The 23,797-nt window shown below is 72.3% G+C and carries 20 protein-coding genes; 11 read left to right on the top strand and 9 right to left on the bottom strand.

Annotated features, from left to right (window positions below; all coding sequences use genetic code 11):
- Window positions 1–159 precede the first annotated feature (159 nt).
- Window positions 160–1,386, bottom strand: coding sequence for an ROK family transcriptional regulator (locus AS97_RS37340; protein WP_059145809.1), 1,227 nt, complete (start codon window positions 1,384–1,386; stop codon window positions 160–162).
- A gap of 112 nt (window positions 1,387–1,498) precedes the next feature.
- On the opposite strand from AS97_RS37340, the gene AS97_RS37335 reads away from it, so the two are divergent.
- The 3 genes from AS97_RS37335 to AS97_RS37325 all read left to right on the top strand — a co-directional run bounded on the left by AS97_RS37335 (window position 1,499) and on the right by AS97_RS37325 (window position 5,128).
- Window positions 1,499–2,731, top strand: coding sequence for an MFS transporter (locus tag AS97_RS37335; protein WP_125760309.1), 1,233 nt, complete (start codon window positions 1,499–1,501; stop codon window positions 2,729–2,731).
- Between the two features lie 69 nt (window positions 2,732–2,800).
- Window positions 2,801–3,676: an isocitrate lyase/phosphoenolpyruvate mutase family protein gene (locus tag AS97_RS37330; RefSeq protein ID WP_125760308.1), complete on the top strand. Its 876-nt coding sequence runs from the start codon at window positions 2,801–2,803 to the stop codon at window positions 3,674–3,676.
- A gap of 69 nt (window positions 3,677–3,745) precedes the next feature.
- Window positions 3,746–5,128 (top strand): solute carrier family 23 protein, encoded by a 1,383-nt coding sequence (locus tag AS97_RS37325; RefSeq protein WP_210566434.1) that lies wholly within the window; start codon window positions 3,746–3,748, stop codon window positions 5,126–5,128.
- Between the two features lie 12 nt (window positions 5,129–5,140).
- Here AS97_RS37325 and AS97_RS37320 read toward each other — a convergent pair whose 3' ends face one another.
- Complete coding sequence (locus AS97_RS37320; protein WP_059145752.1) at window positions 5,141–6,022, bottom strand: helix-turn-helix transcriptional regulator; 882 nt, start codon at window positions 6,020–6,022, stop codon at window positions 5,141–5,143.
- A 129-nt stretch (window positions 6,023–6,151) separates the two neighbouring features.
- Here AS97_RS37320 and AS97_RS37315 point away from each other — a divergent pair, with 129 nt between their 5' ends.
- Complete coding sequence (locus AS97_RS37315; RefSeq protein ID WP_059145808.1) at window positions 6,152–7,036, top strand: NAD(P)-dependent oxidoreductase; 885 nt, start codon at window positions 6,152–6,154, stop codon at window positions 7,034–7,036.
- Window positions 7,037–7,124: 88 nt separating this feature from the next.
- Window positions 7,125–7,856 carry a DUF5995 family protein gene (locus tag AS97_RS37310; RefSeq protein WP_210566433.1) on the top strand — a complete coding sequence of 244 codons (732 nt, stop codon included), beginning with the start codon at window positions 7,125–7,127 and terminating at the stop codon, window positions 7,854–7,856.
- A 42-nt stretch (window positions 7,857–7,898) separates the two neighbouring features.
- On the opposite strand, the gene AS97_RS37305 is transcribed toward AS97_RS37310, so the two are convergent.
- From AS97_RS37305 to AS97_RS37290, 4 genes are all read right to left on the bottom strand, one after another.
- Window positions 7,899–9,608, bottom strand: a complete 1,710-nt coding sequence (locus AS97_RS37305; protein WP_059145751.1) for an NAD(P)/FAD-dependent oxidoreductase — start codon at window positions 9,606–9,608, stop codon at window positions 7,899–7,901.
- Between the two features lie 111 nt (window positions 9,609–9,719).
- A complete protein-coding gene (locus AS97_RS37300; protein ID WP_059145750.1) occupies window positions 9,720–10,520 on the bottom strand; it encodes a carbon-nitrogen hydrolase family protein in 801 nt (266 codons plus the stop codon).
- A gap of 301 nt (window positions 10,521–10,821) precedes the next feature.
- Window positions 10,822–11,277, bottom strand: a complete 456-nt coding sequence (locus AS97_RS37295) for an Lrp/AsnC family transcriptional regulator (protein WP_059145749.1) — start codon at window positions 11,275–11,277, stop codon at window positions 10,822–10,824.
- Between the two features lie 10 nt (window positions 11,278–11,287).
- Window positions 11,288–12,760, bottom strand: coding sequence for an amino acid permease (locus AS97_RS37290; protein ID WP_059145748.1), 1,473 nt, complete (start codon window positions 12,758–12,760; stop codon window positions 11,288–11,290).
- Between the two features lie 300 nt (window positions 12,761–13,060).
- Here AS97_RS37290 and AS97_RS37285 point away from each other — a divergent pair, with 300 nt between their 5' ends.
- Window positions 13,061–13,267, top strand: coding sequence for a hypothetical protein (locus AS97_RS37285; RefSeq protein WP_059145806.1), 207 nt, complete (start codon window positions 13,061–13,063; stop codon window positions 13,265–13,267).
- Window positions 13,264–14,025, top strand: a complete 762-nt coding sequence (locus AS97_RS37280; RefSeq protein WP_210566432.1) for a DUF2637 domain-containing protein — start codon at window positions 13,264–13,266, stop codon at window positions 14,023–14,025. Before AS97_RS37285 ends, AS97_RS37280 begins: the two co-directional genes overlap by 4 nt.
- A 106-nt stretch (window positions 14,026–14,131) precedes the next feature.
- On the opposite strand, the gene AS97_RS37275 is transcribed toward AS97_RS37280, so the two are convergent.
- Complete coding sequence (locus AS97_RS37275; protein WP_059145746.1) at window positions 14,132–15,595, bottom strand: GuaB1 family IMP dehydrogenase-related protein; 1,464 nt, start codon at window positions 15,593–15,595, stop codon at window positions 14,132–14,134.
- A 475-nt stretch (window positions 15,596–16,070) separates the two neighbouring features.
- On the opposite strand from AS97_RS37275, the gene AS97_RS37270 reads away from it, so the two are divergent.
- From AS97_RS37270 to AS97_RS37260, 3 genes are all read left to right on the top strand, one after another.
- Window positions 16,071–16,229, top strand: a complete 159-nt coding sequence (locus AS97_RS37270; protein ID WP_161500536.1) for an FDLD family class I lanthipeptide — start codon at window positions 16,071–16,073, stop codon at window positions 16,227–16,229.
- Window positions 16,230–16,330: 101 nt separating this feature from the next.
- Window positions 16,331–19,468 (top strand): lantibiotic dehydratase, encoded by a 3,138-nt coding sequence (locus AS97_RS37265; protein WP_210566431.1) that lies wholly within the window; start codon window positions 16,331–16,333, stop codon window positions 19,466–19,468.
- Window positions 19,465–20,769 carry a lanthionine synthetase C family protein gene (locus AS97_RS37260; protein ID WP_125760118.1) on the top strand — a complete coding sequence of 435 codons (1,305 nt, stop codon included), beginning with the start codon at window positions 19,465–19,467 and terminating at the stop codon, window positions 20,767–20,769. The genes AS97_RS37265 and AS97_RS37260 overlap by 4 nt, the downstream gene beginning before the upstream one ends.
- Before the next feature lie 116 nt (window positions 20,770–20,885).
- On the opposite strand, the gene AS97_RS37255 is transcribed toward AS97_RS37260, so the two are convergent.
- Together AS97_RS37255 and rpe are read right to left on the bottom strand one after the other, a co-directional pair.
- Entirely contained in the window at window positions 20,886–21,875 is a 990-nt protein-coding gene (locus AS97_RS37255; RefSeq protein WP_185930076.1) for a sugar-binding domain-containing protein, read from the bottom strand.
- A 135-nt stretch (window positions 21,876–22,010) separates the two neighbouring features.
- A complete protein-coding gene (gene rpe / locus AS97_RS37250) occupies window positions 22,011–22,685 on the bottom strand; it encodes a ribulose-phosphate 3-epimerase (protein ID WP_059145742.1) in 675 nt (224 codons plus the stop codon).
- A 170-nt stretch (window positions 22,686–22,855) separates the two neighbouring features.
- On the opposite strand from rpe, the gene AS97_RS37245 reads away from it, so the two are divergent.
- Complete coding sequence (locus tag AS97_RS37245) at window positions 22,856–23,794, top strand: serine hydrolase (RefSeq protein WP_210566430.1); 939 nt, start codon at window positions 22,856–22,858, stop codon at window positions 23,792–23,794.
- The last annotated feature ends 3 nt before the right edge of the window (window positions 23,795–23,797 follow it).

Raw genomic sequence — 23,797 nt, 5'->3', positions numbered from 1 at the left:
CACTCCATTCAAACATCTGAACGCCATTCAGACTTGAGATTGGGCTCAGGGTAAGGCGGCCCCATGGGCACGACAAGAGACCGCACAGGAATGCCCGCACCCCAGGAAGGCGAATGCCCTCGCCCCAGAAGGGCGGGTGACCGACGGCTACGGCGCGCGCTACGGCGCGCCGAACAGCTCGTTCTGCGCCGCGTCCAGCGCCGTCAGCACGGCGCCCCGCAACACCCCGCCACCCCCCACGACCCCCGCCCGCACCCGCGTCCGCAGCGGCGACAGCCGGGCGACGTGGTCCTCCACCCGCCGCGCGAGCCCATCGCCCCCGGCCCGGCCGACCTCACCGCCGAGCACCGCGCACCCCGGGTCGAGCACCGCGCAGATCGCCGCGACGCCCAGCGCGATACGGGCCGCCAGCGTGTCCAGGAACGCCTCGCCGCGCTCCCCCGAGTCGAGGGCCGCGCGGATCGCTGCCTCCGCCGCGCCGGAGCCCTCCGTGCCCACCCCGCGTTCGCCGGCCGCCGTGGCCTCCAGACCGTGCTCCCGCGCGAGTTCGCAGACCGCGCCGCTGCTCACCAGGGAGTGGAACCCACCGTCGCAGCCGGTGGCGGAGGGCAGTCCCGCGGTCCCCGGCACCGGCAGAAAGCCGATCTCCCCGGTGCCGCCGGACGCACCGCGCCGCAGCACCCGGTCGAGCACCACGGCCGCGCCGATGCCGTGGCCGAGCCACAGCAGCACGAAGGTGTCGCGGTCGCGCACCGTGCCCATCCGCTGTTCGGCGACGGCCGCGAGATTGACCTCGTTCTCCAGCAGCACCGGCGCCGCGAGGTCGCGGTGGAGCGCGGTGGCCAGCTCACGGTGCCAGGAGGGCAGTCCGCCGGTGGAGTTGAGCTCCCCGGTGGCGGGGTCGATGAGACCGGGCACCCCGATGCCGATGTGGTGCAGCCGCGCCGCCCCGGCCCGCTCGACGGCCCGCTCCACCAGGGCCACCGCGGCCGCCACGGTGTGCGCCGGATCCCCCTCCGGGGCCACCGGAAGCGACTCCTCCGCCTTGGTCCGGCCCAGCAGATCGGCCACGCATACGGCCACGCTGTCCGTACGGACGTCGACCCCGGCCACATGCGCGCTGTCGGCGACGATCCCGTACACCCGCGCGTTGGGCCCCCGGCGCTCCGCCCCCGTCTCCCCCACGACCGCCACCAGCCCGGTCTGCCGCAGCCGCTCGACCAGGTCCGCGATGGTGGGACGGGACAGCCCGGTCAGCGACTTGAGCTGACCCGCGGTCAACGGCCCCTCGTCCTTGAGCAGATTCAGGGCGAGGCGGTCGTTGATGGCCCGCGCCGTACTCGGTGAGGCGGTGCGGCCCGCCACGGACACGCTCGTCGACGTCATGCCGGGATCCTTCCAGAAGGCCACGGGAAAAGCCCTATCTATCAGGGACCCTTCCTGATAGTTTCCCGTGGACCACGGCACGGGCCGGCGCTACGGGGAGGGTGCGACAGGTATGGGCAGGCTCAAGGGAGCCGGGGCGTCCGAGATGCGCCCCGTACGGCGGGCACGGATCGCCGTGGCGGCCGTGTTCGCCGTGCACGGCGCGGTGACGGGCAACTTCGCCACCCGTATCCCCTGGATCCAGGAGCGGCTGGACCTCAGCGCCGGTCAACTCGGCCTCGCGCTCGCCTTTCCCGCCATCGGGGCCTCGGTCGCGATGCCCCTGGCCGGGCGGATCAGCCATCGTTTCGGCGCCCGCGCGGCGCTGCGCGGACCGCTCGCCCTGTGGACCGCCTGGCTGGTGATGCCCCCGCTGGCGCCCGGTCTTGTCTGGCTGTGCGGTGCGCTCTTCGTCTTTGGGGCGACCGCCGGGACGTCCGACGTCGCCATGAACGCCCTCGGTGTGGAGGTCGAGAACCGCCTCGGCCATTCGATCATGTCCGGACTGCACGGCATGTGGAGTGCGGGAGCGCTCACCGGCTCGGCGGCGGGCACGATCGCCGCGCACGCCGAGGCCGACGCCCGGCTCCACCTCGGCATCGCCGCCGGGGTCCTCACGGTGCTCGGCGCGGTGGCCTGCCACTGGGTCCTCGACCTGCGCAGCGCCCCGGAGGAGCACCCGCCGCCCCGGTTCGCGCTCCCGCCCCGCTCCGCGCTGATCATCGGCACGGTGGGATTCTGCGCGGTCTTCGCCGAGGGGGCGAGCCTGGACTGGTCGGCGGTCTATCTGCACGATGTCATGGACTCCTCCCCCGGTGTCGCCGCCGCCTGCACCACCGCCTTCTCCTGCATGATGGCCGGCGCCCGGCTCATCGGGGACGTGGTGGTGAGCCGCTTCGGGCCGGTGCGGACCGTACGGACCGGCGGCCTCCTCGCCACCGCCGGCGGCGTCCTCGTGGTCACCGCCCCCGGCGCCGCCCTCGCCATCGTCGGATTCGGCCTCATCGGACTGGGCATCGCGGTCGCGGTGCCGCTGGCCTTCGCCGCCGCCGGGCGCAGCGGCCCGGCCCCGAGCCAGGCCATCGCGGGCGTCGCCACGATCACGTACACCTCGGGTCTGATCGCTCCGGCGGCCATGGGCTCGATCGCGGACCTGACCTCGCTGACGATCTCGTTCTGCCTGGTCACGACGTTGACGCTGGGGCTGGTGGCGGGGGCGGGGGTGCTGCGGACCCCGGTGGAGACGGACGCCGCGGCCCCCGCCTCGCACCCCGACCCGTCCGCCTCCCGGACCATGCTTCCCTGACGGGGCGGGGGTGGGGCCAGGGCCACTGTTCGGTGAGCGCCGAAGTGTTCCGGCCCTACGGTCGGTGATATGAGCGACAAGAGCGGCGCCCCGGCGCCCGACCGCCACACCGCCTTCCGCCGGCTCCACCACGGCGAACGGCCGCTGCTGCTGCCCAACGCCTGGGACCACGCCTCCGCCGCCGCCCTGGTCCGGCGCGGCTTCCCCGCCATCGGCACCACCAGCCTCGGCGTGGCCGCGGCGGCCGGGCTGCCGGACGCGACGGGCGCCGCCCGCGACGAGACCCTCGCCCTCGCCCGCGGCATCGCCCGGCTCCCGGCGCTGGTGAGCGTCGACATCGAGGGCGGGTTCAGCGAGCGGCCCGAGGAGGTCGCGGCGCTCGCGGCCGAGCTGGACCGGGCCGGGGTGGCCGGTGTGAACATCGAGGACGGCCGCCCCGACGGCACCCTCGCGCCCCTGGCCCACCAGTGCGCGGTGCTCGCGGCCGTCAAGGAGCGGGCGCCCCGGCTGTTCGTGAACGCGCGGACCGACACCCACTGGCTCGCCGCGATCGGGGGCGGCACCCCGCCCTCGCTGTCCGCCGCCGCCGAACGCATCGAGGCGTATGTGCGGGCGGGCGCGGACGGGATCTTCGTGCCCGCGCTCACCGATGAGCACGACATCGGCGCACTGGCCGACGACCTCGGCGAAACCCCGCTGAACATCCTCTTCACCCCCGGCCGCCACACCTACGAGCGGCTCGCGGAGCTGGGGGTGCGGCGGATCAGTTGCGGTTCGCTGCTCTTCCGGGCCGCCCTGGACCGCGCCGTCGAGCTGGCCTGGACGATCGCCCACCCCGACGCGCCTGCCCCTGCCCATCAGGCCGCCGACCTGCTCTCCTACGGCGAGGCCCAGTCACTGGCCGAGGACTTCACCCAGGACGTCACCGAGGGCATCCCCACATAGCTGCATGGCGCATAATTTCGGCCAACTAACATTGCTGCGAATTCCCCGTAGCGATGAAGTGGAGCAGTCATGGGCCTCGGCGTGCGCTGGACCCTGCACGGCGACGGGCGCACCCCCGCCCCGGGCGCCGTCGTCAAGCCGGATGAGCGGCTGTCATGGCCGAGGACGGCGGGGCTCGGCGCACAGCATGTCGTGGCCATGTTCGGGGCCAGCTTTGTCGCCCCGGTGCTGATGGGGCTCGACCCCAACCTCGCGATCATGATGTCCGGCGTCGCGACCATCCTCTTCCTGCTGGCGACCCGCGGCCGGATCCCCAGCTATCTGGGGTGCAGCCTGTCCTTCGTCGGAGTGGCCGCCGCGATCAGGGCGCAGGGCGGCGGCAGCGCCGCCGTCACCGGGGCGATCCTGGTGGTCGGCGGGGTGCTGCTGCTGAGCGGTCTGGCGGTACGGAAATTCGGCGCCCGGATCATCCACACGGCGATGCCGCCGGTGGTGACCGGTGCGGTGGTCATGCTGATCGGGTTCAATCTCGCACCGGTGACCGCCGGTACGTACTGGCCCGCCGATCAGTGGACCGCGCTGCTGACGATGCTGGTCACCGGGGCGGCGGTGGTCTGTCTGCGGGGCTTCTGGTCGCGTATCGCGATCTTCCTGGGGCTGGTCTTCGGCTATGCGGTCTCCTGGGTCCTCGACCGCGTCTTCGGCAGGATCCACTCGATCGACGGCAGCGGACGGGTCACCGACCACTGGCGGCTGGACCTGTCCGGTGTGGCCAAGGCGGACTGGATCGGTCTGCCGTCGCTGCACGCGCCCAGCTTCCACTGGTCGGCCGTGCTGGTGGCGCTGCCGGTCGTGATCGCGCTGATCGCCGAGAACGCCGGGCATGTGAAGGCGGTCGGCGAGATGATCGGCGATCCGCTCGACGACCAGCTGGGCACGGCGATCGCCGCGGACGGCGCGGCGACCATGATCTCCACATCGGTCGGCGGCCCGGCCAATACGACGTACTCCGAGAACATCGGGGTCATGGCGGCCACCCGGGTCTACTCCACCGCCGCGTACTGGGCGGCCGCGGGCTTCGCGCTGCTCTTCGGGCTCTGCCCCAAGTTCGGCGCGGTGGTGGCGGCAGTGCCGGGCGGGGTGCTGGGCGGGATCACCGTCATCCTCTACGGCATGATCGGGCTGCTGGGTGCGCAGATCTGGGTGCACAACAAGGTGGACCTGCGCAATCCGCTCAATCTGGTGCCGGTCGCGGCGGGCGTCATCATCGGCGTCGGCGGCGTCAGCCTGAAGGTCGGCGAGAACTTCGAGCTGGGCGGGATCGCCCTCGGCACGATCGTGGTGCTGCTCGGCTACCACGTGCTGCGCACCCTGGCCCCGGCCCATCTCAAACCGCAGGAGCCCCTGCTGGACGCGGGGACCAGCGAATACGACGACGACCGGCCGGCCTGACCGCTGGAGCACTCATCCCCGCGGGGCGAGGTCCTGCCCTCCCCGCGGGGCGAGGTCCTGCAGGCCCAGCACCCGGAGCAGTTCGAGTCGCTCGGCGGACTCGCTGCCGGGCCGGGCGGTGTGGACGATCAGCCGCTGGGCGTGTTCGGAGCTGAGCAGGACCTCGCAGTCCAGCTCCATCGTGCCCACCACCGGGTGGATGAACCGCTTGACCGAGGAGTGCCGTACGGCCACCTCATGGGCCTCCCACAGCGCCGCGAACTCGGCGCTCACCGACAGCAGTTCGGCCACCAGGGTCGCCGGGCCCGGGTCGTCGGGGCGGGCCGCGAGCACGGCGCGGAGGTTGGCCACATGCAGCCGGGCATGCTCCTCGATCTCCTCGCTCGGGAAGATCCCGGGGGCGCCGGAGCCGTCGCCGGGCCGGGTGAAGAAGCTCCGGACGATATTGCGGTCGCCGGGCGGCCGCGCCGTGATGTCGCCGACCAGCGCCGCCGCCATCGCGTTCTGCGCCAGCACCTCGCCCCAGTCGGTGATCACCTGGGCCGGGGTGTCGAACAGCCGGTCCAGCACCCTGAGCAGGCCGGGCCGCACATGCCCCGAGGTGCTGCGGTCGCGCGGCGGTTCCTCCCCCACCAAGTGGAAGAGATAGTCGCGCTCGTCGTCGGTGAGCCGCAGCGCCCGGGCCAGCGCGGTCAGCATCTGGCGGGACGGGCGCGGGCCGCGGGCCTGCTCCAGCCGGGTGTAGTAGTCCGGTGACATGCCCGCGAGCTGGGCCACCTCCTCCCGGCGCAGCCCGGGCGTACGGCGTCGGGGGCCGGGCGTCAGCCCCACCTCGGCGGGGCCGAGGCGGGCGCGGCAGCGGCGCAGGAAGTCGGCGAGTTCCGATCGATGCACGCTCCCATGGTCGCCGCGCCCGCGCCGGGTATCCAGGGTCTGCCGATCCCTGGATGGGCAGGTCTCTCCCGGCCCCGCCGAGGCCGTCGCAGGCTGAGGCCGAGCGATCGAGACGAAAGGCGGATGCTGATGCCCTTGATTCTGGTGACGGGTGCGACCGGCCAGGTGGGACGGCGGTTCACCAAGCGGCTGCTGGAGCGGCCCGCGGCCGGTACCGAGGTACGGGTGCTGGTGCGCGACGAGGAGCGCGGTGCGCCCTTCGCGGCCCAGGGCGCGCGGCTCACGGTGGGCGATCTGCGCGAGGAGAAGGATCTGCGGAGGGCCATGGAGGGGGTGCATGCGGTGGTCAACATCGCGGCGGCCTTCCGCGGGGTACCGGACGAGGAGGCGTGGGCGGTCAACCGGGACGCGGCGGTCGCGCTCGGACGAGCCGCGGTCGAGGCCGGGACGAGCCGGTTCCTCCAGGTCAGCACCAATCTGGTGTACGGCGCCTCGCGCGGCCGGCCGTTCACGGAGGACGACGAGAGCGTGCCCGGCGGTCTGCTGTGGGGCGCCTACCCGGCCTCGAAGGCGGAGGCGGAGGCGGAGCTGCTGGCGCTGTACCGCGAGCACGGCCTCGATCTGCGGATCGGCAGCCTGGCCTTCGTGTACGGGGACGGCGATCCGCATGTGGCGAACTTTCTGCCGCACTCGCGGGACTGGGCCGGGAGCCGGCGGCTCGCCATGGTCCACCACGCCGACGCGACATCGGCGCTGCTGCGGCTGCTGCGCGCCCCGGGCGGCACGGCCGGTGGCTCGGTGTCGGGCCGCAAGTACAACATCGTCGACGACGCCCCGGCGACCGTCGTCGAAATCCACCAGCTCATGGGCGCGCCGCTGCCCGAGGGCATGACCGGGCGGACGGACGACGACCCCTGGTCCGGGATCACCTCCAACCTCCGGCTCCGCGATGAGCTGGGCTGGCGGCCGCTGTATCCGTCGATCTGGACGGCCCGCGACGCGGGGGTGCTGTGATACGGCGGTTGACGGGGCGTTAGGCCGTCCAGGGGAAGCGGCGGCGTACGGCAGGACCGCACCGGTCCCGCCTGCCACCCTGGCGTCCATGACGATGCCCACGCAGGCGCGGCTCGCCCCGCGCACCGTGCAGAGCGTCGTGGCGCGCATGAGCGCGCTCGGCGCGGCGCTGCCGCCCGGGGACGGGGTGGCGGTCTTCAACGGGGTGTATCTGTCGGTCACCGAGGAGGTCGGCCGCCGGCTCACGGACGGGTACTTCCACGACCCGTCCGCCACCCAGGAGCTGGACGTGCGGTTCGCCGAGCGCTATCTGGCGGCGGTGGACGCGGTGACCACGGGCGGGCGGCCACCCGCCTGCTGGCGGCCGCTGTTCCAGCTGCGGCGCCATCCGGGGGTGCGGCCGGTGCAGTTCGCACTCGCCGGGATCAACGCCCATATCGGCCATGACCTGGCGCTCGCGCTGCTGGACACCTGCCGGGCCCGGGACCTCGAACCGGACGTCCTGGAGGACGACTTCGACCGGATCGGCGCGCTGCTCACGGGGATGGAGGAGCGGATCCGGGAGGAGCTGATGCCCGGCCCCGACCTGCTGGACGTGGCCGATCCGCTCACCCATCTCGTGGGCTCCTGGAGCCTGGAGAAGGCGAGGGACGCCGCATGGGCGGCGTTCCGAGCGCTGTGGGGGCTGCGCGGGGTGCCGGAACTGGCGGAGGAGTTCGCGGAGCGCGTCGATGCGACCGTGGGTCTGGTCGGGCGCTTTCTGCTCACTCCTCTGCCATCGGCGCGACGACCCGCCGACGACGCCACGGCCCGCCCCTGACGTAGCGGCCCGCCGTCGCGGCGTAACGGCTCCGGGACCGGCTCAGTCCTCGGGGAGCTCGACGGGCGCGATCTCGTCGTACAGATCGCCCGGCCCGGGGTTCTTCGGGTCGGTGGCGCCGCCGAAGCGGTGCATCACACCCCACACGGCGTTGAGCGCGGTCTGGATGGCGCCCTCGGCCCAGCCCGCCGTCCAGGAGATGTCGTCGCCCGCGAGGAAGATGCCGCGCTTGTCGGCGGGCAGCCGGTCCTGCATGAAGTGGGTGAACAGCCGGCGCTGATAGCGGTAATGGCCGGGCAGATTGGCCTTGAACGCGCCCATGAAGTAGGGCTCGTTCTCCCAGGACACGGTGACCGGGCTGCCGATGATGTGCTTGCGGATGTCAACGTGTCGATAGATCTCCGAGAGCGACTTGAGCATGACCTCCATCCGCTCGTTCGCCGACAGCGGCAGCCACTTGAGGCTGTCGTCGCACCAGGTGTAGGAGAGGCAGATGACGGCGGGCCGGTCCGGGCCGTCGTCCAGCAGATAGGTGCCGCGGGTCATCCGGTCGGTGAGCGTCATGCTCATCGTGTCCCGGCCGGTGATCTCGTCCTTGTCCAGCCAGAACGGCCGGTCCACCGGCACGAAGAGCTTGCTGGACTCCATGTAGTGGGTGCGCTCGATCGCCGTCCAGTGGTCGATCGGGAAGAGCGAGTCATCGCAGTCGATCTTGGAGAGCAGCATCCAGGACTGCGCGGTGAAGACAACCGCCCGGTACGAGCGGATGTCACCGCTCGCGTCCGTCACCACGACGCGGTCGCCCGCTGCCCGGTGCAGCCGGGTCACGGCCGGGCGGGGGTCACCGCCGTGCAGCGAGGACAGCGAGGTGCCCTGGGGCCAGTGGACGATCTTCTCGGGCTCGCGCTCCCACAGCCGCAGCGGAAGCTGCTGGCTGCCGCCGACGATGCCGCGGTGGTGGTCGTCGGCCTCGGTGTAGACGACCCGCAGGATCTCCAGGATGGAGTTGGGGAAGTCGGTGTCCCAGCCGCCGGTACCGAAGCCGACCTGGCCGAAGATCTCCCGGTGGCGGAAGGAGGCGAAGGCCGAGGAGTCGCAGAGGAAGCCGTAGAAGGTCTGGTTGTCCAGCTTCTCGACCAGCCGCGCCCAGATCTCCCGGATCCGGGGCACGTCCCGCTCGCGGATGGCGCGGTTCATGTCGGAGAAGTCCGCGCCCTCCTCCAGGCAGGCGTTCCAGGCGTCGGCCACCTCGCGGTAGACCGGCGGCAGATCGTCGATGGTGCGGGCGTAGTGGGACTCGCCCTTGAGGTCGACGACGGTCGAGGGGGTGTCGGGGGCCAGCGGGTTGGGGAACGGCCGGGTCTTCAGGCCCACCAGGTCGATGTAGTGCTGGAGGGCGGTGGAGGACGGCGGGAAGCGCATCGCCCCCATCTCGGCGGTCAGCGCGTCGTCACAGCCGTCGAAGCCGACGGTGCGCAGCCGTCCGCCGATCCGGTCGGCCTCGTAGACCACGGGCCGCAGGCCCATCTTCATCAGCTCGTACGCGGTGACGAGGCCGGAGAGACCGCCGCCGATGACCGCGACTTCGTTGCCGTGCTCGGTCGCGGGTATCTGGCCCAGGCCCGCCGGGTGGGCGAGGAAGTCGTCGTAGGCGTAGGGGAAGTCCGGGCCGAACATGGTCATGGGCGGAAGGGCCTGGTGGGCCCGCGTTTCCTGCTCGTCATGGACGGCGGTGGGCACCGTGGACGTCATGGGGTACGGATTCCTTGCTGGTTGGTGCTCAAAGGGGTGTTTCGGGCGCGGCGGGGTCCGGACGGATCAGCCGAGGACGGATCAGCTGAGGACGCCTCAGCTGAAGTCTGATCAGCTGAGGGAGGAGTACAGACCGGGGCGGCGGTCGCGCAGATACGGGTTGATCCGGCGCGAGGTGGTCAGCAGCTTGGGGGCGACATCGCCGAGGAGGAGTTCCTCACCGCGGCCGGCGCGCAGACAGGTGGCGCCGTCGGGCCCCGCCAGACAGCTCAGGCCCACGAAGTCGAACTCGCCCTCGACACCGCTGCGGTTGACGTACGCGATGTACATCTGGCTCTCGAAGGCCCGCACCGGAATCACGGATTCGGCGACGAACTCGAAGGGGTGCATCTGCGCGGTGGGCACCAGCAGCAGATCGGTCCCGGCCAGGGCATGGGCCCGTACGTTCTCCGGGAACTCCACGTCGTAGCAGATCAGGATGCCGACGGTCAGCTCGCCGATGGTGGCCTGGACGACGGGGGTCTCGCCGGGGGTGAACGACGCCCGCTCGAAGCAGCCGTAGAGATGGGACTTGCGGTAGTTGGCCAGCTCGGCGCCGTCCGCCCCCACGAGCCGTGCCGAGTTGTACACCGCGCCCGCGTGGCTCTCGGGGTAGCCGTAGAGGATGGCGAGACCGTGTGTCGCGGCGATCTCGGCCACGGCCCGGCCGCTCGGCCCGTCGGCGGGCTCGGCCAGCTCCCGTACGCCGCGGTCGCCGATCGCGTAGCCCGTGAGGAACATCTCCGCGGTGACCAGCAGCCCGGCCCCGTCGGCGGCGGCACCGGCGGCGGCTTCGTCGAGGACCTTGAGGTTCCCGGCGGGATCGCCGGGGTGACCGGAGTTCTGGAGCAGAGCTGTGCGCAGCGGCGACATGGCAGACCTTGGGAGGAGGAGTACGGGTATAAAAACAGTACGTTGCCTCCGGATCGCCCAACAAGACGGCTTCGTTGCGTCCGGCGTCGATTCATGACGCGTGGGGATCGGTCCGCGTCGATTCATTGCGCACGCCCCGAGGGGCGCGGGGCCGTGTCGAGGTGCGGCTCCGCCGTGTGGCCGCGACCAGCCACGACCGCGCCGCAGCCGACCGACGGCAGCTCAGGGCAGACGCCCCGGGCGTGACGCCGCAGCCGACCGGCAACAGGTCACCGAAGAACCCGCGCACCCAGCGGAGCGCCTACGTGGGCGCACCCGAGCTGAACCGCCGCAGCAGGGGCGACAGCACCAGTACGGACTTGGTGCGCTCCACGAACGCCTCCCCCGCGATCCGCTCCAGCACCCGCTCGAAGTGGCGCATATCGGAGGCGAAGACCTGGACGACGGCGTCCGCGTCGCCGGTGACGGTCGACGCGGACACCACCTCGGGATAGCGCGACAGGCCCCGGCGGATGGCGTCCGGCGAGGTGTTGTGGCGGCAGTAGAGCTCGATGAAGCCCTCGGTCTCCCATCCCAGCGCCACCGGGTCGACCCGCACCGTGAAGCCGGTGATGGCCCCCTCCGCGCGCAGCCGGTCCACCCGCCGTTTGACGGCGGGCGCGGACAGTCCTACCAGCTCGCCGATGTCGGCGTAGGAGCGGCGGGCGTCCTCGGCGAGGGCGTGGACGATGCGTTCGTCGAGATCATTCAGTCGCACTGGGGGGCAATCACTTCTCTGCTGTGGCCAGTCGGGATCGGCGCAAGCCGTATGCGAAGTACAGCACAAGGCCGACGGCCATCCAGCAGCCGAACACCACCCAGGTCACGAGCTGCAGGCTGCCCATCATCCACAGACACAGCGCGAAGCCGATCACCGGGAAGAGCGGGGACAGCGGCACCCGGAAGGTGCGGGTCATATCGGGCCGGGTCCGGCGCAGCACGATCACGGCGATGTTGACCAGTGCGAAGGCGAAGAGGGTGCCGATGCTGGTGGCGTCGGCGAGCTGGCCGAGCGGGATCGCGGCGGCCAGGACCCCGCAGAAGAGCGAGACGATCACGGTGTTGGCGCGGGGCACTCCGGTCCTGGCGTGGACCGTGGAGAAGACCTTGGGCACCAGCCCGTCCCGGGACATCGCGAAGAGGATGCGGGTCTGGCCGTAGAGCACGGTCAGCACCACGGAGGCGATCGCGACGACCGCTCCGGCGGCCAGCAGCACGGCCCAGGCGTCCTGTCCGGTGACATCCTTCATGATCGAGGCGAGCGCGGCCTCGGAGCCCGAGAACTTCCTCCACGGCAGGGCGCCCACCGCGACGGCGGCGACCAGGCAGTACAGCGCGGTGACGATGATCAGCGAGAGCATGATCGCGCGGGGCAGGTCGCGTTGAGGGTTCTTGGCCTCCTCACCGGCCGTGGAGGCGGCGTCGAAGCCGATGTAGGAGAAGAAGAGGGTGGCGCCGGCGGCGCTGACGCCCGCCATGCCCAGCGGCATGAACGGGGTGTAGTTGCCCGCCCGGATGCCGGTGAAGGCGACGGCGCAGAAGAGGATCAGCGCCGCCATCTTCACCGCCACCATGACCGCGTTGGCGCGGGCGCTCTCCTTGGCGCCGCCCAGCAGGAACGCCATGGCCAGCAGCACCACGAGCAGGGCGGGCAGATTGAAGATCCCGCCGTCCCCGGGCGGGGCGGCCAGGGCGTCGGGGATGGTGACGCCGAGGGTGCCGTCGAGCAGTTCGTTGAGGTACTCGCCCCAGCCGACGGCGACGGCCGCCACCGAGACGCCGTACTCGAGGATCAGACACCAGCCGCAGATCCAGGCGATCAGCTCGCCCATCGTGGCGTAGGCGTAGGAGTAGGAGGAACCGGAGACGGGGATGGTGCCCGCCAGCTCGGCGTACGACAGCGCGGAGAACAGCGCGGTGAGCCCGGCGATGACGAAGGACACGATGACCGCGGGACCGGCGTCGGGCACGGCCTCGCCGAGCACCACGAAGATGCCGGTGCCCAGGGTGGCCCCGATGCTGATCATGGTGAGCTGCCACATGCCCATCGAGCGCCGCAGACTGCCGCCCTCGCCCTGGCCGCCCTCGGCGACCAGCCGCTCCACGGGCTTGCGCCGCATCAGCCGGGCGCCCAGTCCGCCGACCGGAGGGTCTGGTTCCGGTTGATGGGTGGCGGGCGGTGCTGCGCCGTGCTCCAACACAGGGGTGGCTCCTTAATCGCTGCCATCTGGTGGTGGCGACCGACTGCGGACATACGGGTGCCCGAAGAGCAAACCCGCAGGTGGGAATCGCCGAGCAGTCGGTCCCCGCCACTCCACGTCAGCGCAAGACCCTATGAGCCGTCCGCCGACGGCCGTAATGCACCATGGTTGCGCATACCCGTGGCAACGTTGCGCGCGGGGGCGCGCGGCGGGGAATCGTTGCGAGACACTGCGCGAGTCAGCGCTCGTTTCACCCGAATGCCGCGATACTGCACCATTTTAGCGGTCGTTGGTGGGGACGTGACCACTGACAGCCTGCAACCACCCGATCACTCCCGCCTCAGTGCCGAACCCGTGTTCCGGCCCCGAGACCAGGGGGGTGACAGCGAGCGCTACCCGCTCGAATACTGCGCGAGAGTCTGGGAGGACTTCATCCGGGCGCTGGGCCGGATCGAGGCGGACTTCCTCCAGCGGTCCGATACGCCGGAACCGGGCGTCAAGGCATGACGTACACCGAGCCGAGGCCGGGCGGCTACGGGCCCCCACCCACCGGCCACCGGCACGCCTCCGCGCCCCCTCCCGGGGAGCGGTACGAGGCGGCAGCCGATTATGAGATGAATCCTTTCCCCCTGCCCGACCCGGAGACCATCGAGGGCCGCTGGGACCTGGAGGGAGACCTGGCCCGGCTGCTGCAGACGACCTCCCCCGAGGAGTCGGTGCACACCACCGGCCCCATCGGACCGGTGGCCCCCCTCCCCGCCCCCTCCCCCACGCATGTGCGGGGGCGCGGCAAGCGCCGCAGGGTCCGCTTCCGGCTGCCGACGCTGCCGTGGCTGCATGTGATCAGCCTGATCTTCGCGGCGGTCACCACGGTCATCGTCGCCATGCTGAGCGTGCTCGGCGGAATGATCTCCTACCGCCCGCTGCGCTATCTGGCCTCCCCGAGCACCTCGGAGTCCATGGCGGCCTGGTGGCCCCTGCTGGTCTACGGACCCTGGCTGGTCGCCTCGCTGTCGGTCCTGCGGGCCGCCCTGCACCGCCGGGGCGCGGCGCACTCATGGGCCGTGGTGGTGCTCTTCTCCACCATCGCGGTGTTCCTGTGCGTCGCACACGCCCCGAGGAACGCGCCCAGCATGGCCGTGGCCGGTCTTCCCCCGGTCGCCGCGCTGGTCTCGTTCCACCAGCTGGTCCGGCAGATCACCCTCACCAGCCCGCCGCGCCACGCGCTGCCCCGCACCCGGGGTGAGCGCGGACTGGCGAGGTGAGGCCGCGTCACGACACACCACCACAGCCCCCACTCACCCGAGCCGAGTGGGGGCTGTGGTGTTTGGGGGCTCGGGCCGCCTCCGGAGCGGGCCGAACTCCTGAGCCTCAGTCCCAGCTCGCGTGGAGCGGCTTGCCCTCCGCGTAGCCCGCGGCGCTCTGCACGCCCACCACGGCCCGCTCGTGGAACTCCTCCAGCGACCCGGCGCCCGCGTAGGTGCAGGAACTGCGCACACCCGCGATGATCGAGTCGATCAGGTCCTCGACTCCCGGCCGGGCCGGGTCCAGGAACATCCGCGAGGTGGAGATGCCCTCCTCGAACAGCCCCTTGCGGGCCCGCTCGTACGCCGACTCGTCGCTGGTGCGGTTGCGCACCGCGCGTGCCGAGGCCATGCCGAAGCTCTCCTTGTACGGCCGGCCGTCGGCGGTGTGCTGGAGGTCGCCGGGCGACTCGTACGTCCCCGCGAACCAGGAGCCGACCATCACGTTGGACGCCCCGGCCGCGAGCGCCATGGCGACGTCGCGGGGGTGCCGGATGCCACCGTCGGCCCAGATGTGCTTGCCGAACTTCCGCGCCTCGGCGGCGCATTCCAGCACCGCGGAGAACTGCGGCCGGCCCACACCGGTCATCATGCGGGTGGTGCACATCGCGCCCGGCCCGACGCCGACCTTGACGATGTCGGCACCGGCCTCGATGAGGTCGCGCACGCCCTCGGCGGCGACCACGTTGCCCGCCACCACCGGCACCCGCGGGCCCAGGCCCCGGACCGCCTTGAGCGTGCTGATCATCGACTCCTGGTGGCCGTGGGCGGTGTCCACGACGAGGGCGTCCACCCCGGCGTCCAGGAGCGCCTTCGTACGGCCCTCCACATCGCCGTTGACCCCGACGGCGGCCGCGATCCGCAGCCGGCCGCCCGCGTCAACGGCGGGCTTGTAGAGCGTCGCGCGCAGCGCGCCCTTGCGGGTCAGGATGCCCGCCAGCTTCCCGTCCGCGTCGACGGCGGGGGCCAGCTTGCGGTGCGCGGCGTCGAGGCGGTTGAACGCCTCCTGGGGGTCCATGTCGGCGTCGAGCACCATCAGCTCGCGCGACATCACCTCGGACAGCTGGGTGAAGCGGTCCACCCCGGCCAGGTCGGACTCGGTCACCACGCCCACCGGACGCCCGTCCTCGACCACCACGCCCGCGCCGTGTGCCCGCTTGGGCAGCAGCGACAGCGCGTCGGCGACGGTGCCGGTCGGGGCGAGGACGATCGGGGTGTCCAGCACCAGATCGCGGCTCTTGACCCAGCGGATCACATCGGTGACGACGTCGATCGGGATGTCCTGCGGAATGACCACGAGGCCACCGCGACGGGCGACCGTCTCGGCCATGCGGCGGCCGGCGATCGCGGTCATGTTGGCGACGACGAGCGGAATGGTGGTGCCGGTGCCGTCGGGTGAGGCCAGGTCCACCCCCTGGCGGGAGCCGACCGCGGAGCGGCTCGGCACCATGAACACATCGTCGTACGTCAGGTCGTAGGGAACCGGGGAAGATTCCACGTGGCGCCCCGTACCGGGCTCGAGGAAACGCATGAGCCTCACATTTTCACGCGAAACGACGCAGGTCACTCCCACAGCGACACAACAAAAGACCCCCGCATTCGTAGAGTCCTCCAAAGAGGCGCTGCGGGGGCTGCTCCGGTGCCGACAGGCAACCTGCCTTACATCGAAACGCTACCCGAGCACCCGCCCGAGGGCGAGTGACCCCATGCGGCGGAGCACCGCTGGGCGCGTCCGCGAGCGGTCGGGGCCCGGCCAGGAGCCACAGGAGGGCGCGATGACTCCGTTCGTTCCACCGCCCGCGACTTTCTGAGGCAAGCCTTAGTTCTCGCTCTCCGAAGTTCGGAAATCACTGGTGGTGCACATACACAGGAGGTGCGGGGCGTTCGACACGAGTGCCCGCGTGCCAACCGCGAACGGGAGCCGCACATGCCCATCCGCTGAGGTGTGTGCGAGCGGCACTGGGTGCGAACGGCTGCCGTCGCCCCCTCTATCGAAGGAGTTGACCATGTCTGTTGCCGTACCGGCCGAGTCGGCCAAGGAGATGTCGGAGTTCGACCTGGACGTGCGTGTCGAGCTCGACGAGCCGACGGCCGCACACAGCGCCTCCACCGGCACGCCCGCGGCGTCCATCATCTGGTGCACCGTGGTCGCGCCGGCCTGTTAGCAGCCAGGACCGCGCGGGGCCTGGGCCGAGCCCGGGCCCCGTGCGGCCCGCCGACAGCGGAATGCACGGCGGTGCCGAGCGTGAACGGGAGAGACGACACCATGTCCGGAGACCACGCGATGTTCCACGCGGAGCCCACCGGGATGCTCCGCGTCCCCCTCCTTCCCCGCTCGGCCACCGAGACCCGCGCACACCTCGACCCGCGCGACCGCGAACAGGTCCGCCGGTACCTCGACGCGCTCCTCTCCGACGGACGGGTCGAGGAAGCTCTCGCCGTCTCCAGCCCCTCACTGCGCCGGGCCGTGGAGGCGCTGCGCGCGGGCGCGCCGATGAAGGCCGGTGCCCTGCGCAAGCTCACGCTCTCGGCGACGCGCTACGTCCTGCGGGGGGCCAGCCGCGCCACCCCCTTCGGGCTCCTCGCGGGTGTCGCCCCGGTGTCCTTCGGCGAGGGCCACCAGGTCCGGCTGGGCACTCGGCACCGCAAGGCGGTGCGCCCGGACGGCGGCTGGCTGACCGGCGTCCTCACCGCCTGGGAGGGCGACCTCGAGGTGCTGCGGGCGCTGCGCGTCGTGGCGAACGACCTGGGCTTCGCACGCGGGCAGCGCTGGGTGCTCCCCTGCGGGTACGACGCGAAGGACCCCGCCGCCCCCGAGGAGCCGGCCGCCGACGAACGGCGAAACGAGGGGCGGAGCGCCCAGGAGATCTCCGTACGCCACACGGCCGCCGTGAAGTCCACCCTCGCCGCCGCCCGGCGCCCCTGCCCGACCGGGGACCTGCTGAAGGTCCTCGACGAGGCGTACCCGAACGTCCCCGGGTCCGCCAAGGAGGGGCTTCTCCTCGCGCTCGTCCGCCAGGGCTTCCTCCTCACCGAACTGCGCCCCCCGCTCGGCGAGACCGACCCGCTGCGGTACGCGGTGGACGTCCTCAAGGCCGTGGGCCGGGCCGACAAGGCACGCGAACTGGCCGCCGTCGGCGACCTGCTGGCGGAGTACGCCGCGGAACACCTCGGCGCGGGGCTCGGCCGCTGGCAAACGGCCCTGGACGCGATGAGCCGTCTGCGCGCCGATGACCGGCCGGTCCAGGTCGACATGCGGCTGGACGCCGACGTCACCCTGGACCGGGAGGTGTTGCGGGAGGCGGAACGCGCGGCCATGGCGCTGTGTCTCGCCGCACCCGACACACAGCCGACGCCGGAGCTCCGGGAGTACCGTGACGCGTTCGTCGAACGCTACGGCACCGGCCGCGCCGTGCCGCTCGCCGATGTCCTCGACCCGCACACCGGCCTGGGCCCGCCCGCCGGCTACGACCATCCCAGAAGCGAGCGGCGCACGGCGGAACGCGGTGAGCGAAGCGAACGCGACCGGGCCCGGGACGAGTTCCTGGCCGAGCTGGCCCTCACGGCAATCGCGTCGGGCGACCGCGAGGTGGTGCTCGACGACGCGGCGCTCGACCGGCTGCGCGGCTCCGGAGCACCGCCCCCGGCCGCGATGGAGCTCTGCGCCCATCTGACCGCCCCCTCGCGGCGATCCCTCGAAGAGGGCGACTTCGCGCTCGTGCTCTCCCCGGCGACGGGATCCCCGGCACCGGGCGCGCTCTTCGGCCGGTTCGCCTACCTCCTCGACGATGTGGAGGAGGTAGGCGAGTTGGCGCGCCGCTCCGCAGCCGGCTCGGCCCGGGACGGCGCGCTCCAGGCGCACCTGGACTTCCTGCCCCCGAGCGGGCGCGACACCAATGTGGCCCGCGTTCGGCCGTTCTGGACCGAACGGGTCGCGGTGGGCTGCTTCGCGGACCGCGCCTCGCCCGCCGTACGGGGCATGGACGATCTCGCACTGGCCGCCGATCTGGACCGGCTGTATCTGGTGGACGCCTCGACCGGGCAGGAGATCAACCCCCGGGTTCCGACCATGCTCGACCAGCGGCGCGCCCCCGCGGCCGTCCGGCTGCTGCGCGAGATACCGACGATGGGGAGCTGGCCCTCGTGCGTGTGGATCTGGGGGCGCCTGTCCACACTTCCCCATCTGCCCCGCGTCCGGTTCGGCAGGACGGTCCTCGTCCCCGCCCGATGGCGGCTGACCGACCCCGGCCTGTTCGACTCGTCCCTCTCCGACGCGGAGTGGGAGCGCCGCCTGGACGGCTGGCGGGCGCGCTGGAACGTGCCCGACCGGGTCGCCGTCGGCGCGGGCGACCACCGGGTGGAGATCGACCTGACCGCCCCGCTCCACCGCATGGTGCTGCGCCGCGAGCTCGGCCGGAGCAAGGACGTGACGGCGTACGAGACCCCCGAGGACGCGGGGGCGGGCGGCGGCTGGCTCGCCACCGACTCGGGGGCGTTCAGCAGCGAACTGGTGCTTCCGCTGCTGCCCGCCCGACCGGCGCCCGGCGAGGCCCCGGCCGTCCGGGCTCCGGCACCGCGGATCCGCCCGGTCGGTCCGCCCGCCCCGCGGCACAGCCGCGCGTGGCTCTACGGCAAGCTCTACACCTACGCCAACCGCCAGGACGAGGTGCTGACCGAGCACCTGCCCCGGCTGCTGGCGGCCCTGCCGCCCGCGGTGGACCGCTGGTTCTTCATCCGCTACGCCGATCCGGCCGGCGCACATCTGCGGCTGCGGTTCCACGGCGACCCCGCCACGCTCCACGGCGAGCTGCTGCCGGGCGTCCTGGACTGGGTGGAGCAGCTGCGCGACCTGCGTCTGGCCGGGGCGTTCATCATCGACGGCTATGAACCCGAAACCCACCGCTACGGTGGCCACGAGGCCCTCGACGCCGCTGAGACGGTCTTCCACCACGACAGCGTGGCCGCCCTCGAACAGCTACGCCTCCGGGCGATCGGCGCGGTCACCGCCCCGCCACAACTGCTCGCCGCCGCCAACTACCTCGATCTCGCCCGCCAGGTCCACGGCGACCGGTGGCCCGACTGGTGGCTGGCGAACCCGCGGGACGAGGAGCACCACGCCTACTTCCGGGAAGGCCGCGCGGCGGCACTTCGCCTGCTGGACGGCGGGCTCCGGGCCGCGTTCCCCGCCGAGGGCGCTGCCGCCGCGCTCGCCGCCCTCGACGCCAGGGCGGCCGCCATGCGTGCCTACGCCTCCGTAGCCGCCGACGGATCGGTGCTGGCGAGCGTGTTGCATATGCACCACAACCGGCTCATCGGCACCTCACGCACCTCCGAAAGCCGTTCGCTGGCGGTGGCGCGCGGCCTCGCCCAGGCCGAACACGGACGGCGGAGGCACCTCGGATGACGGCGGCACCAGCCCGACGGTGGGACGCCGACACGGTGGCGGCCGAGATCGCCGCCCGCATCAGCGACCGCGCCACCGGCACCGGGGACTTCACCGCCGCCGGGCTCAGCATGGGTGCCTCGGGGGCGGCGCTGTTGCTCAGCGAGCTGAGCAAGGGCGACCCAAGCCTGCGCACGACCGTCCACGCCCTGCTGGCGGCGGGGGCCGGGTTCGCCGGTGCCAAGGGTTCCGGGCTGATCACGGGCCTGGCCGGGCTGGGCTTCGCCACCAAGCACGCCGCCCGCTCGCCCCGGGATTACGCCGCCGTGCGCAGCCAGGTGGACGCGACCCTGCGGCATCGTCTGGGACAAGTCCTCGACGCCGAGTACGACCGGATGGAATCCGGTGTCCCCGGGGCGGACCGGGGACACTTCGACGTCGTCTCCGGTGTGACCGGCCTCGGCCGGTACTTCCTCACCGGGCCGTCCGACCCCGAAGCGGTCCACGACGTGCTGCGGTATCTCGTCGCCCTCACCGAGCCCGTCGAGGCCGGGGCCGTCAAGGCCGGGGCCGGGCCGCTGCCCGGCTGGTTCAGCCCCCCGTGGCCCGCCGCGCTGGACCCGGGGCGGCGGGAGTGGGTGCTCGACCTGGGCCTCGCGCACGGCATCGCCGGGCCGCTCGCGCTGCTGTCCCTGTGCTGGACGCGCGGACTGCGCGTCCCCGGCCACGACACGGCCATCCGCCGTATCGCTCGGTGGCTGATGAGCTGGCGCCAGGAGGACCCGGACGCGGGCCCCGGATGGCCCGGTACGGTCTCCGCCGACCAGGAACTGGCCCCCACCCGGCCGACCCTGGAGCCCATGCGCGCGAGCTGGTGCTACGGCGCTCCGGGCATCGCCCGCGCCCTCCACCTCGCCGGAGTCGCGCTGGGCGAGGACGCGTGGGTGCACACCGCGGCGGAGGCGATGAGAGCGGTCTTCGCCCACCCCGAAGGGCTGCGGGGGCTGGACGACCCCGGACTCTGCCACGGCCTCGCCGGACTGGCCCGGATCACCGGGCGCATGGCCGACGAGCTGGACGATCCGTCGCTGTCCGCACGGGCGGACGAGATCGCCGAGCGGCTGTGCGCCCGCTTCGACCCCGGCACGGCCTTCGGCTTTCCCACCGCGCCGGTGCCATCGCACCGGCCGGAGCCGCTGGACGCGCCCACGTTCCTGGAGGGCGCGGCGGGCGTCGCCCTCGTCCTGCTCGGCCGGAGCAGGCCGCCCGCCGGAACCGCCGACGGTGATGTGCCATGGGACGCCGCCCTGCTCCTGGCGTGATCCGGCGGGCCGTTTCCCGCCCAGAGTCCTTCCCAGGGTCCTTCCCTCGGTCCTTCCCCGGCTCCTGCTGACGGATCTCCGTGGCGGAAAGGACCCAGCCCGCGGCGGCCGGCCCGCTACGCGCCGTCCGGGTCGGCGCGGTCCAGCGCGGGGTGGGCGGCGGGGGTGGTTTCGGCGAGCAGATAGTCCGCGGCGGCGGTGTCCGTCACCAGGCTGGTGACCAGGCCGGACCTCAGCACCGCCCCGATCGCCTCGGCCTTGCGGCGGCCACCGGCGATGGCCACCACCTCGGGGATCCGGCGCAGCCGGTCGGCCTCCACGGTGATGCAGCGCTCGCCCAGGTCGCGACCGATACGGCGGCCCTCGGCGTCGAAGAGATGGGCCGACATCTCGGCGGCGGCGCCCAGGCTCTCGTAGTGGGCCCGCTCCTTCTCCGTCAGCATGTCGTAGACCGTGGAGATCCCGGCCTCCCAGGAGCCGATGGAGACGCAGGCCACGGTGACCTTGTCGAAGTACTCGAAGGCGCGGGCGATACCGGTCTGGCCGCGCAGGGCGTCCGCGGTGGCCGTGTCCGGCAGCAGCATCGGCGCGTAGATGGGGTGCGCCTCACCGCCCGAGACGGCGGCGGCACGGCGCACCGCCTCGACCGAGCCGCGCTCGGCCGTGCCCGCGTCGTACACGCCGGTGAGCTGGACGACGGTGCACGGGGGCAGCCGGTGCAGCGCGGCCGCCATGTGGATCGTGGACCGCCCCCAGGCCAGCCCCAGCACATCCCCCTCGGTCACCAGCTCGCCCAGCAGGTCCGCGGCGACCTCGCCGAGGTTCTCCGGGTCCGGGGTGTCCGCCTCGGCGTCGGCCGGCGACTCCACGACGACCGCGTGGCGCAGCCCGTAGCGGGCGCGCAGGGCGTCGGAGCGCTCCGCGTCGAGCTCGGCGGGAACCCGGATTTCGATGCGCACCAGATCGCGCTCCAGCGCCGTTTCCAGCACCCGCGCGACCTTGAAGCGGCTGACGCCGAACTCCTCGGCGATCTGGATCTTGGACTTGCCCTCGAGGTAGAAGCGGCGCGCCATGGCCGCCGCCTGCACCAGTTCGGCGGGTCCCATCCGCGTGGCTGAACGGCCCGTCGACACCGCGGTCTCCTCACTATTCACTGTCCGGACTCACCGTTCATCCTGTCAGAAACGGCGGAGTTGGTTCGCCCTTCACCCTTGAGTTCACCGACCGGTAGCTACGTCGCCTCATGTTCCGGGGGTCCCGGTCGCCTTCTCGGCGAGCTGACGCAGTGCCTGTACGGCCTTGGCCGGGTCGTCGGCGCCATAGACGGCCGAGCCCGCCACGAACACATCGGCGCCCGCCTCGGCGCACCGCTCGATGGTGGCGGCCGAGACCCCGCCGTCCACCTGGAGCCACATCTGAAGCCCATGCTTGTCGATCAGCTGCCGGGTGCGGCGGATCTTCGGCAGCATGATGTCCAGGAACGCCTGGCCGCCGAAGCCCGGTTCCACGGTCATCACCAGCAGCATGTCCAGCTCGGGCAGCAGATCCTCGTACGGCTCGATGGGCGTGGCCGGCTTGAGCGCCATCGAGGCCCGTGCGCCCTTGGCCCGGATCTCGCGCGCCAGCCGCACCGGCGCGGCCGCGGCCTCCACATGGAAGGTGACCGAACCGGCCCCCGCCTCGATGTACTGCGGCGCCCAGCGGTCCGGGTCGTCGATCATGAGATGGCAGTCCAGCGGGGTTTCCGTGGCCTTGCCCAGCGACTCGACCACCGGGACCCCGAGGGTGAGGTTGGGGACGAAGTGGTTGTCCATGACGTCGACGTGGAGCCAGTCGGCGCCCTCGACCGCCTTCGCCTCATCCGCGAGGCGGGAGAAGTCTGCGGACAGGATGCTGGGGTTGATCTGCAAGGCCATGCCACCAAGCCTCCCACGGCCCGCACCGCTCCATGGAGCCGGGATCATCACGACGGCCCGCACCGCCGTGATCACTCGGGTATCCGCTCCGATCGACGCACGGCGCCGGAGCCAGGACCATGAAGAAGTCGAATGACCCCCGGACCTCATGTGCACACAGGCAACCCACCATGACGAGAGAGCGAATACCCCGGCGTCCCCGCACCGCGGTGTGCGCGGCGCTCACAGCGGCCGTCGTCGTATCGCCGGTCGCCGGAGCCGGGGCCGGATCCGCCTCCGCCGCGGCCGCGGCACCGCGGCCGGTCTGCGTCTCGCACCAGTCCGGGCTGGCCGGCAAGCTGTCCAAGGACATCGCCAAGGCGCTGCGCGGCCGGTCCGGCAGCATCGCGATCAGCCTCCGCGACCACGCCACCCACACCCGCTGCACCCTGCGCGCGAACCAGCGGTTCGACTCCGCGAGCGTGGTGAAGGCGACGGTCCTGGGGACGCTGCTGTGGGACGCGCAGCGCCACCACCGGCCGCTGACGAAGGGCGAGAAGACCCTCGCCAAGGCCATGATCACCAAGTCGGACAACGCCTCGACCAGCAAGCTGTGGAAGAAGCTCGAGGCCACCCGGGTCAAGGCGTTCCTGCGGGCGGCGGGCATGGACGCCACCGTGCCCGGCAAGAACGGCTACTGGGGCCTCACCCGGATCACCGCGAACGACCAGGAGCGGCTCCTGGACCTGATCACCCACCCGAACACGGTGCTGAGCGACGCCTCCCGCCGCTACATCCTCTGGCTCATGGGCAAGGTCATCCGCGAGCAGCGCTGGGGCACCCCTGCCGGTGCCCCGGGCGGGGTGCGGATCCAGGTGAAGAACGGCTGGCTGGAGCGGTCCACGCACGGCTGGCGGGTGCACAGCATCGGCGCCTTCACCGGCGGCGGCCACGACTACACCCTCACCGTGCTCACCCAGGACAACCGCACCATGAAGGCGGGTGTGGCCACCATCGAGGCGGTGGCGCGCGCGGTGCACAAGGACCTCAACCCCGCCGCCCCCGCGGCCACCGTCTACGCCCCGACCGACCGGCCGCAGGAAGCGCTTCCGGCGGTGCCGAAGGACTGACGC

Origin of the sequence: Streptomyces sp. AgN23 (assembly GCF_001598115.1) — a bacterium.
GTDB classification, from domain to species: Bacteria; Actinomycetota; Actinomycetes; order Streptomycetales; family Streptomycetaceae; genus Streptomyces; species Streptomyces antimycoticus.
This window is presented reverse-complemented; position numbering and strand designations above follow the sequence as displayed.

Excerpts from the sequence above, each read along its gene's own strand:
- AS97_RS37340 (WP_059145809.1), bottom strand. The coding sequence starts at position 1,386 with ATGACGTCGACGAGCGTGTCCGTGGCGGGCCGCACCGCCTCACCGAGT.
- AS97_RS37335 (WP_125760309.1), top strand. The coding sequence starts at position 1,499 with ATGGGCAGGCTCAAGGGAGCCGGGGCGTCCGAGATGCGCCCCGTACGG.
- AS97_RS37330 (WP_125760308.1), top strand. The coding sequence starts at position 2,801 with ATGAGCGACAAGAGCGGCGCCCCGGCGCCCGACCGCCACACCGCCTTC.
- AS97_RS37325 (WP_210566434.1), top strand. The coding sequence starts at position 3,746 with ATGGGCCTCGGCGTGCGCTGGACCCTGCACGGCGACGGGCGCACCCCC.
- AS97_RS37315 (WP_059145808.1), top strand. The coding sequence starts at position 6,152 with ATGCCCTTGATTCTGGTGACGGGTGCGACCGGCCAGGTGGGACGGCGG.
- AS97_RS37310 (WP_210566433.1), top strand. The coding sequence starts at position 7,125 with ATGACGATGCCCACGCAGGCGCGGCTCGCCCCGCGCACCGTGCAGAGC.
- AS97_RS37305 (WP_059145751.1), bottom strand. The coding sequence starts at position 9,608 with ATGACGTCCACGGTGCCCACCGCCGTCCATGACGAGCAGGAAACGCGG.
- AS97_RS37300 (WP_059145750.1), bottom strand. The coding sequence starts at position 10,520 with ATGTCGCCGCTGCGCACAGCTCTGCTCCAGAACTCCGGTCACCCCGGC.
- AS97_RS37280 (WP_210566432.1), top strand. The coding sequence starts at position 13,264 with ATGACGTACACCGAGCCGAGGCCGGGCGGCTACGGGCCCCCACCCACC.
- AS97_RS37275 (WP_059145746.1), bottom strand. The coding sequence starts at position 15,595 with ATGCGTTTCCTCGAGCCCGGTACGGGGCGCCACGTGGAATCTTCCCCG.
- AS97_RS37270 (WP_161500536.1), top strand. The coding sequence starts at position 16,071 with ATGTCTGTTGCCGTACCGGCCGAGTCGGCCAAGGAGATGTCGGAGTTC.
- AS97_RS37265 (WP_210566431.1), top strand. The coding sequence starts at position 16,331 with ATGTCCGGAGACCACGCGATGTTCCACGCGGAGCCCACCGGGATGCTC.
- AS97_RS37260 (WP_125760118.1), top strand. The coding sequence starts at position 19,465 with ATGACGGCGGCACCAGCCCGACGGTGGGACGCCGACACGGTGGCGGCC.
- AS97_RS37255 (WP_185930076.1), bottom strand. The coding sequence starts at position 21,875 with ATGGGACCCGCCGAACTGGTGCAGGCGGCGGCCATGGCGCGCCGCTTC.
- rpe (WP_059145742.1), bottom strand. The coding sequence starts at position 22,685 with ATGGCCTTGCAGATCAACCCCAGCATCCTGTCCGCAGACTTCTCCCGC.
- AS97_RS37245 (WP_210566430.1), top strand. The coding sequence starts at position 22,856 with ATGACGAGAGAGCGAATACCCCGGCGTCCCCGCACCGCGGTGTGCGCG.